Genomic DNA, 8,729 nt, shown 5'->3' with positions numbered 1-8,729 from the left:
CCCTGTGGGGTCGATGCGGGCGGAGGTCAGCAGCATGTCCGCCGCGACCCGGTCGCCCGCGCGGATGACGGACTCCGCGGCTTCCCTCCCCAGCGCGCGAGCTTCAGCTTGGAGGCGGCGGCCTCGTCCACGACGACCGTGGCGTGCGGGTGCAGCTGCAGCGCGGAGGCCGGCACGAGCGCCGCCACGGGGCCCTCGACGGTCTGCGCCACGGCCTCGGCCTTGCCCTCGCCGGTGGCGAGCAGCACCAGGTGCCGGGCCTCCAGGATGGTGCCGATGCCCTGGGTGATGACGTGGTGCGGCACCTGCTCGATGTCGTCGTCGAAGAAGCGGGCGTTGTCCACGCGGGTCTGCTCGGTGAGCGTCTTGATCCGGGTGCGGGAGGCGAGCGAGGAGCACGGCTCGTTGAAGCCGATGTGCCCGTCGGTGCCGATGCCGAGGATCTGCAGATCCACGCCGCCGGCCTCGGCCAGCGCCCTGTCGTAGGCCTCGCAGGCCGCCTGGACGTCCTCGGCGGAGCCGTCGGGGCCCATGAAGGCCTCGGGGGAGAGCCCGAGCGGCTCGACGACCTGGCGGAGCACGGTGGAGCGGTACGACTCCGGGTGCCCCGCGGGCAGGCCGACGTACTCGTCCAGCTGGGCGATCCGCGCCCGGGAGGCGTCCACGGTGCCGGCGGAGACCCGGTCGACGAGGGCGCCGTAGATCGGGATCGGAGTCGAACCCGTGGCCACGCCGAGCAGCGCGTCGGGCTTGCGGCGCAGGAGGTCGGCGATGCCGTCCGCGATGAGCTCGCCGCCGGCCTTGGCGTCCTTGACGATGACAACTTCCACGCTGTGCCTGCCGATCTGGTGAGGGGCCGGTGGTATAGACCAATCTAAGCCCAAATCTAGCAGAGGGGAGGGGGTCTTCTCATGTCGTTCCGCCCTGCGGACGGCGCCGTCTCCATCGTCGACCGCACCCGCCCCACCAGCCACTCGAACCCCGCCCCGCACCCGCGCGCCAGGCCCGGCGAACCTCCCGCTCCGCGCTCCCGCGCCGGCCCGGCGAACCTCCCGCCCTGCGCCCGCGCGCCAGGCCCGCGAACCTCCCGCCCCGCGCCCGCGCGCCAGGCCCGCGAACCTCCCGCCCCGCGCCCGCGCCGGCCCGGCGAACCTCCAGCTCCGCCCCCCCTCGCGTCAGGCCAGCGAACCTCCCGTCACGTCGATCCAGTCGCCCGTCACCCAGCGCGCGTCGTCGGAGGCCAGGAAGGCCACCACGTCCGCTATCTCCGGCGGCGTCCCGACCGCGCCCAGCGTCGCCATCGCCGCCGCCCCCGCCCAGGCCTCCTCGTCCCCCCGCAGCCACCCGGCGTTGATATCCGTGTCCACGATCCCCGGCGCCACCGCGTTGACCGTGATCCCGCGCGGGCCGAGGACCTTCGACAGATAGCGGGTGAAGACGTCGAGCGCGCCCTTCGACATCGCGTACGCGATCAGGTCCGGCATGGCCGCCGCCCGGCTCAGGCCCGTCGAGATGTTGATGATCCGGCCGCCGTCCCGCAGCCGCTCCGCCCCCAGCTGCGCCAGGAAGAAGGGCGCCTTCGTGTTGACCGCGAAGATCCGGTCGTACTCCCCGTCGCCGATCGTCGCGAACGGCTGCGACGCCCCGATCCCCGCGTTGTTCACCAGGATGTCCAGGCCGTCCGCCTGGGCGTCGAAGGCCCGCCAGAGCGCCGCCGCGTCCCCCGGCACCCCCAGCTCCTGGCCCAGGGCGAAGGCGGAGCCGCCGGCCTCCTCGATCGCGGCGACCGTGTCCTTCGCCGCCGCCTCGTTCGTTCCGTAGTGCACCGCGACCCGCGCGCCCTCGCGGCCGAGCCGCTCGGCGATCCCCCGTCCGATGCCCCGGCTCCCGCCCGTGACCAGTGCCGTCTTCCCGGTCAGCCTTCCGTCGAGCACGCCCATGGCGACGCCCCCCTCTTTCTGTAGCGGTCGTTAGGTAAAGACCGTACCCCATGATTCGTAGTGGGCGCTATAGAATTCACCCCATGGTGACGAGACAGCGCGGCCGCCCCCGCTCCTTCGACCGGCTCACGGCCCTGGAGCAGGCGACGATGGCCTTCTGGGAGCACGGCTACGAGACGACCTCCGTCGCCGACCTCACCCGCGCCATGGGCATCAGCGCGCCCAGCCTCTACGCGGCCTTCGGCGACAAGAAGACGCTCTTCGAGGAGGTCGTCGAGGCGTACGCGCTCAGTTACGGGGCCTACGGCGGCCGCGCCTTCGCCGAGGAGCCGACCGCCCGCGCCGCCCTGGGGCGCATGCTGCGCGAGGCCGCCGTGCTCTTCACGGAGCCCGGCCATCCGCACGGCTGCCTGATGATCTCCGCGGCCGTGAACTGCTCGACCCCGGAGGTCGAGGAGTCCCTGCGGACCCGGCGGAACGACAATCTGGCCGCCTTCGAGAACCGCATCCGCCAGGACGTGGAGGCGGGCGAGCTCCCGCCCGACACCGACCCGCGCGCACTGGCCCGGCTGATCGGCGCCGTCCTCCAGGGCATGTCCCTGCAGGCCCGCGACGGGGCGACGGCGGAGGAGCTGGCGGCGGTGGCGGAAGCGGCGATGCGGGCCTGGCCGGCGGCGGTGACGTGATGCCGGGCGGAGCCCGGCCGGCCGGTCGAAGCCTGCGGGACCCCTCGGGGTCGAGCAGGGCGAGAGCGGCGAGAAGGAGGGGGAACCCACGGGCCGCGGCGCCTGGCGGGACCCTCAGCCCGCCCGGCACCGCAGCCCGGAGTTGCCCGGCCGGGGGTGTGCGGTCCCTCGGCCGTGTGGGAGGTCTCGGCGCAGTCAGGGCAGAGAGCGCCGGGTACCTCGTTCCATCCTCCTGTGCGGGGAGGATGGAGGCTCTGTATTTTTCATTGTGGACTAGACCATTCTTGTCTGTCCATCCACAGGAGTACGGCCTTTCCCGGCCCATCCTCCAATACGGAGCCCCGGAGATCCAGGTTCACGGCGCCTGTAATTCCGCAGGTACGCTCGCATCGTGCCCTCCATGAACGACCTCGTCCGCCAGCACACCGCCCTGAGCGACTCCGACCTCGAGTGGCTCCATCTGCTGGTGTCGGAGTGGCAGCTGCTCTCCGACCTCTCCTTCGCCGACCTCGTGCTCTGGGTCCCGACCCTCGACGGCACACGGTACGTCTCCGTCGCCCAGATGCGGCCCAACACCGGCCCGACCTCCTACCAGGACGACATGGTCGGCCATCTGGTCCCGCGCGGCCGCCGCCCGCTGCTCGACGCCGCCCTCGACGAGGGCCGGATCGTCCGCGAGGGCGACCCGGAGTGGCGCGAGGAGGTCCCGGTGCGGGTCGAGTCCATCCCCGTGCGCCGCGAGGGCCGGGTCCTCGGCGTCATCGCCCGCAACACCAACCTGCTGACCGTCCGCACCCCCTCCCGGCTTGAGCTCACCTACCTCCAGTCGGCCTCCGACCTCGCCCAGATGATCGCCGCCGGAACGTTCCCCTTCCCCGGCGAGCAGGTCGACATGGACTCCTCGCCGCGCGCCGGCGACGGCCTCGTCCGTCTCGACGCCGAGGGCGTCGTCCAGTACGCCTCGCCGAACGCCCTCTCCGCGTACCACCGTCTCGGCCTCGCCGCCGACCTGGTCGGCCAGGACCTCGGTCAGATCACCGCCGAACTCGCCCCCTCTCGGGGCCCGGTGGACGAAGCCCTGGTCAAGCTGGCCTCCGGCTACGCGCCCCGCGAGTTCGAGGTCGAGGGCAACGGCGGCGTGATCCAGCTGCGGGCGATCCCGCTCAAGCCCAAGGGCACCCGGATCGGTTCGCTCGTCCTGCTCCGGGACGTCACCGAACTGCGCCGCCGCGAGCGCGAGTTGATCACCAAGGACGCCACCATCCGGGAGATCCACCACCGGGTGAAGAACAACCTCCAGACGGTGGCCGCCCTGCTCCGCCTCCAGGCCCGCCGGATGGACTCCGTCCGGGGCCGCGAGGCCCTCAACGAGGCCGTGCGGCGCGTCGGTTCGATCGCCATCGTCCATGAGACGCTGTCCCAGAACCTGGACGAGCGGGTGCAGTTCGACGAGATCGCCGACCGGGTCATCGCGATGGTCGCCGAGATCTCGCCGGGCAAGGTCACCTGCCGGCGCAACGGCCGCTTCGGCATCCTCGACGCCGAGGTCGCCACCCCGCTCTCCATGGTCCTCACCGAGATCCTGCAGAACGCGCTCGAACACGCCTTCGCGCAGGGGGAGCAGGGCACGGTCGAGGTCAGCGCCGTCCGGGGCGAGACCCGGACGGACGCCCGGCTCCTGATCACGGTCCAGGACGACGGCTGCGGCCTGCCCGAGGGCTTCGACCCGCAGCGGGCCGGCAACCTCGGCCTGCAGATCGTACGGACCCTGGTGGAGGGGGAGTTGGGCGGCTCCTTCGACATGCTGCCGGGCGCCGAGCGCGGCACGAAGGTGGTCCTCGACATCCCCGTGCAGTCGCAGAAGTAGCCGTACGGGCGAGCGCACAGCAGCGAGCCCCGGACCGAAGGGAATCGGTCCGGGGCTCGAATGCTGTGGGTTACTGCTGCGCGCTGCGGCTCGGGGGCGGTGATTGCGTACGCGGTGTACGCGCCGCGTGCCTCAGGCTGTGCAGGTGGCTCAGGCGCTGGCGTTACGCGCCCGGTTGCGAGCGGCACGGCGCTTCATCGCGCGGCGCTCGTCCTCGCTGAGGCCACCCCAGACGCCGGAGTCCTGGCCGGACTCGAGCGCCCACTGCAGGCACTGCTCCATGACGGGGCAGCGGCGGCAGACGGCCTTGGCTTCCTCGATCTGCAGCAGCGCAGGACCGGTGTTGCCGATGGGGAAGAACAGCTCGGGGTCTTCCTCACGACAAACGGCGTTGTGACGCCAGTCCATGGCTGCTACCTCTCTCAGGTGTTACGTGCGAGTTGCTTGTGAATGTGAACGCTTTCACGAATCCCTCCGCAAGGGAAGGGCCGACTGCCAGGTGAACTGGTGTGGTCCTTGTGCTGAGGAGGGGTTCTGGCTCTCAGTGGAGGCCGGTGTTGCGGGCCGTCCCGATCGCCAAGAAGAGACTCCCAAACCCCAGGGGCGGATACAACCCCTTCCGGAAAGTTTTTTTTGATTCCTCGGTGTCGGCTAGGTCACAGCCGTACTTCTAAGGGGTGGATGCGCGCCTAAACGTTCGAGTGAAAGGACTTTGGGCCCTTCCGCTCACACAATCACACGCAGTGCACGGCGTACGCCTGTGAACGTCACGCTCGTACGCAGTCCGAGGTGGTCTCCGTCCATCTGCAGAGGGAGGGGAACCTTCGAATGCAAGGTGAAGTCGGTCAGGTCGTGCAGAGACACGGCATGCTTGCCGCGCGGACCCCGCTCCGGGGTCGAGGTGAGCAGCTGGGCGCCGTAACGGGCCACCGCCGGGGTGGAGAGCCGGCGCAGACCGAGCACGTCCAGCGCGGTCTCGAAGGACGCCTCCGGAGACGCGTACACCGGGCGATTGCCCAGGTAGGTCCAGGGGGAGGTGTTGCAGATTATGGAGAGGACCAGGTCCTCGACCGGCTCCGTGCCGGGGCGCTCCAGGGTGATCGTCCCGTGTCGGCGGTTCGACTCCCCCAGGAACTGGCGCACCACCTGGCGCAGATAGAGGGCGTGCGTCGATCTCTTCCCGCGCTCGCGCTGCTGTTCGACCCGACCGATGACGCTCGCGTCGAAACCGAGCCCGGCACAGAACGTGAACCAGCGCTCCGGCACCGCCTCGTCCTCGGTGCCCGGCGTCCCGGACGCGAGCCCGAGGCTCACCGTCCGTGTCCGCCGCTCACGCAACGCGTCGAGCAGGGCGCCGGTCGCCTCGACCGCGTCGTTCGGCAGCCCCAGGGCGCGGGCGAAGACGTTGGTCGAACCGCCGGGGACGACCGCGAGGCCCGGCAGCCGGTCCGGATCGGGCCCGTCGTGCAGCAGTCCGTTGACGACCTCGTTCACCGTGCCGTCCCCGCCGAGGGCCACGACCAGGTCGATGTTCCCGGCTTCGGCGGCCCGCCGGCCCAGGTCGCGCGCGTGTCCGCGGTACTCGGTGGTGACCGCCTCCAGCTTCATCTCACTGGCCAGCGCGTGGATGAGCACATCACGGGTGCGAGCACTGGTGGTGGTGGCTGCCGGGTTGACCACGAGAAGTGCGCGCATGAGCGCCAGCGTACCTACCCGGCGGTATCGGGCCCAGTCCAGCCCGACCCCCGGACACCTCCGCCGGAACCCCCGGCCGGGGTCCCGGACCCGGCTCTCCGGCCGCCCCCGTTACCCTGCCCTCTATGAGCAGTACGGAGCAGACCCCCCGCCCCGCCCGCCTGGCCGCCGCCGCGGGCGTGGCCCTCGTCGAGGCCCTCGGGCTCCTCGCCGGAGGCGTCTACCTGCTGGTGCGGACCCTCCTCGACGGGGGCTCCGGCGGCGGGGACCTCACCAGCGGGGTGACCGGCGGTGTGACCGTGATCGCACTCGGCCTGATCCCGCTCGCCGCCGCCCGCGGCCTGTGGCGGATGCGCTCCTGGAGCCGCGGCCCGGCCGTGATCACCCAGATCCTCGCCCTGCCGGTCGCCTGGCAGATGCTCCAGACCGACGGCGTGATCCCCTACGGGATCGCCGTCGCCGTCCTCGCCGTGACCGGCCTCGTCCTCCTCCTGAACCCGGCCACGACCGAGGCGCTCGGCATCCGGCGCCCCGGCCAGGAGGCCTGAGGGACTACTCCTCCACCAGAAGCTTCTCCCGAAGCGACGCCAGGGTCCGAGCCAGCAGCCGGGAAACGTGCATCTGCGAGATGCCCACCTCCTGCGCGATCTGCGACTGGGTCATGTTCCCGAAGAAACGAAGCAGCAGAATCCGCTTCTCCCGGGGCGGCAGGTCCTCCAGGAGCGGCTTGAGCGACTCCCGGTACTCGACCCCCTCCAGGGCCTCGTCCTCCGCACCCAGCGTGTCCGCCACCGCCGGCGACTCGTCGTCCGTGTCCGGGACGTCCAGGGAGAGCGTCGAGTAGGCGTTGGCCGACTCCAGCCCCTCCAGGACCTCCTCCTCGGAGATCCCGAGCCGCTCCGCCAGCTCGTGCACCGTCGGCGAGCGGCCGTGCTGCTGCGACAGCTCCGCCGTCGCCGTGGTCAGCGAGAGCCGCAGCTCCTGGAGCCGGCGCGGCACCCGGACCGCCCACCCCTTGTCACGGAAGTGGCGCTTGATCTCGCCGACGACCGTCGGCGTCGCGTACGTGGAGAACTCCACCCCGCGCTCCGGGTCGAACCGGTCGACCGACTTGATCAGGCCGATCGTCGCCACCTGCGTCAGGTCGTCCAGCGGCTCGCCGCGGTTGCGGAAGCGCCGGGCCAGGTGCTCCACCAGCGGCAGGTGCATGCGGACCAGCCGGTTGCGCAGCTCCGCCTTCTCCGGGGAGCCCTCGGGCAGCTCGCGCAGCCGGACGAAGAGGGCGCGGGCGCCGCTCCGGTCGTGCGGGTCCGGGACGGCGTGGGCGTCCGGCCCCTCGTCGTCCTCGTCGCCGTCCTCGGCCTTCTCCGCCGCCGAAGCCGCCTCGACCCCCTCGACCGCCTCGGCCTCGTCGGGGGTCGGCGCCTCGGAACGCGCGGGGGCCTCGGAGACTCCCGGTGTCTCGGGAACCTCGGGGTGCTGCTCGTGCTCGCTCATCTGGTCCGCCTGCTCCGTAGCGACCCTGTTCGGCCGCGCCTGCTGCTCAGGGATGCCGGCCGTCGCGTCCCCGCTCCTCACGCCGGGCCTGGCCCCGCGCCGCGCTGTTTGTACAGGCTGATCGAGACCGTACGGTCATCGGCCACCGACGACTCCACCTTCCCGGCCAGCGCCGACAGCACGGTCCACGCGAAGGTGTCCCGCTCGGGCGCCCTGCCGTCCGTCGTCGGGGCGGAGACCGTCACGTCGAGCGAGTCGTCGATCAACCGGAAGACACAGCTGAGGACGGACCCCGGCACGGCCTGCTGGAGCAGGATGGCGCAGGCCTCGTCGACCGCGATCCGCAAGTCCTCGATCTCGTCGAGGGTGAAGTCCAAGCGCGCCGCGAGGCCGGCCGTGGCCGTACGCAGCACGGACAGATAGGCACCCGCAGCGGGCAGCCGGACTTCCACGAAGTCCTGGGTCCCGGGCTCGCCTGCGATCTGGGACACCCTCACCTCCAAGGTGGCACAAGCTCATTCGGGGTCCGGAGGGAGAGGCCCCCGGACCGGGCGGTACGCAGGGAGCCTGCGCGGTCCGCCGTGACGCTATCGCGATCCATCCTGCCGTGTCGCCGTGAGTCCTGGAGACCGACGGTCTCCCCGCCCCCCGCACCGGCAGCCGCGGAGAATCCGCGGAGGGATGACGTACCCAGCGTCCGGGCGGTCGAACCGTCCGTGACCGCACCGGCCGCGGGGCGGCGCCCCGGCCGTCAGACGATCGAACCGTCGACGAAGCACCAGCGCCAGGACTCGCCCGGCTCGAAGGTCCGCATCACCGGATGCCCGGTCGAGGAGAAGTGCCCCGTCGCGTGCCGCCCCGCCGAGGAGTCGCAGCAGCCCACGTGCCCGCAGCTCAGACAGAGCCGCAGCTGGACCGGGTGCGTGCCGTCCGCCAGGCACTCGGGACAGGTGTCGGCCAGCGGCGCCGGTTCGGGGCGCGGCATTTCGGCCAGGTGAGGGCACTCGCTCATGATGGCCAGGTTACGTTGCGGCAGGGGAACGG

At 71.7% G+C, this 8,729-nt stretch carries 10 protein-coding genes; 3 read left to right on the top strand and 7 right to left on the bottom strand.

The genetic code is table 11. The features are described from left to right. Window positions 1-26: 26 nt before the first annotated feature. Together nagB and ABZ318_RS08965 are read right to left on the bottom strand one after the other, a co-directional pair. The gene (gene nagB / locus ABZ318_RS08970; protein WP_356901794.1) at window positions 27-830 is read right to left on the bottom strand and encodes a glucosamine-6-phosphate deaminase; all 804 of its coding nucleotides are present in this window, start codon (window positions 828-830) and stop codon (window positions 27-29) included. Between the two features lie 345 nt (window positions 831-1,175). Further along, window positions 1,176-1,940 carry an SDR family oxidoreductase gene (locus tag ABZ318_RS08965; RefSeq protein ID WP_356901793.1) on the bottom strand — a complete coding sequence of 255 codons (765 nt, stop codon included), beginning with the start codon at window positions 1,938-1,940 and terminating at the stop codon, window positions 1,176-1,178. A gap of 83 nt (window positions 1,941-2,023) precedes the next feature. Here ABZ318_RS08965 and ABZ318_RS08960 point away from each other — a divergent pair, with 83 nt between their 5' ends. Both ABZ318_RS08960 and ABZ318_RS08955 read left to right on the top strand, forming a co-directional pair. Continuing rightward, entirely contained in the window at window positions 2,024-2,626 is a 603-nt protein-coding gene (locus tag ABZ318_RS08960; RefSeq protein ID WP_356901792.1) for a TetR/AcrR family transcriptional regulator, read from the top strand. A gap of 400 nt (window positions 2,627-3,026) precedes the next feature. Beyond that, window positions 3,027-4,493, top strand: a complete 1,467-nt coding sequence (locus ABZ318_RS08955; RefSeq protein WP_356901797.1) for a histidine kinase N-terminal domain-containing protein — start codon at window positions 3,027-3,029, stop codon at window positions 4,491-4,493. A 150-nt stretch (window positions 4,494-4,643) separates the two neighbouring features. On the opposite strand, the gene ABZ318_RS08950 is transcribed toward ABZ318_RS08955, so the two are convergent. Then, window positions 4,644-4,901 (bottom strand): WhiB family transcriptional regulator, encoded by a 258-nt coding sequence (locus ABZ318_RS08950; protein WP_003953983.1) that lies wholly within the window; start codon window positions 4,899-4,901, stop codon window positions 4,644-4,646. 318 nt (window positions 4,902-5,219) lie between these two features. Next, window positions 5,220-6,188, bottom strand: a complete 969-nt coding sequence (locus ABZ318_RS08945) for a diacylglycerol kinase family protein (RefSeq protein WP_356901791.1) — start codon at window positions 6,186-6,188, stop codon at window positions 5,220-5,222. Window positions 6,189-6,313: 125 nt separating this feature from the next. On the opposite strand from ABZ318_RS08945, the gene ABZ318_RS08940 reads away from it, so the two are divergent. Next, window positions 6,314-6,736, top strand: coding sequence for a hypothetical protein (locus tag ABZ318_RS08940; protein ID WP_356901790.1), 423 nt, complete (start codon window positions 6,314-6,316; stop codon window positions 6,734-6,736). Between the two features lie 4 nt (window positions 6,737-6,740). On the opposite strand, the gene ABZ318_RS08935 is transcribed toward ABZ318_RS08940, so the two are convergent. The 3 genes from ABZ318_RS08935 to ABZ318_RS08925 all read right to left on the bottom strand — a co-directional run bounded on the left by ABZ318_RS08935 (window position 6,741) and on the right by ABZ318_RS08925 (window position 8,697). Continuing rightward, window positions 6,741-7,685, bottom strand: coding sequence for an RNA polymerase sigma factor SigF (locus ABZ318_RS08935; protein WP_356901789.1), 945 nt, complete (start codon window positions 7,683-7,685; stop codon window positions 6,741-6,743). 77 nt (window positions 7,686-7,762) lie between these two features. Further along, window positions 7,763-8,176: an anti-sigma regulatory factor gene (locus ABZ318_RS08930; RefSeq protein ID WP_030688746.1), complete on the bottom strand. Its 414-nt coding sequence runs from the start codon at window positions 8,174-8,176 to the stop codon at window positions 7,763-7,765. Window positions 8,177-8,436: 260 nt separating this feature from the next. Continuing rightward, complete coding sequence (locus tag ABZ318_RS08925) at window positions 8,437-8,697, bottom strand: UBP-type zinc finger domain-containing protein (protein ID WP_093878633.1); 261 nt, start codon at window positions 8,695-8,697, stop codon at window positions 8,437-8,439. Window positions 8,698-8,729 lie beyond the last annotated feature (32 nt).

The organism is Streptomyces sp. NPDC006197 (genome assembly GCF_040613865.1).
Classification (GTDB): Bacteria; Actinomycetota; Actinomycetes; order Streptomycetales; family Streptomycetaceae; genus Streptomyces.
Note: the sequence above shows the minus strand (reverse complement) of the source record. Positions and strands in the feature narration are given on the sequence as shown.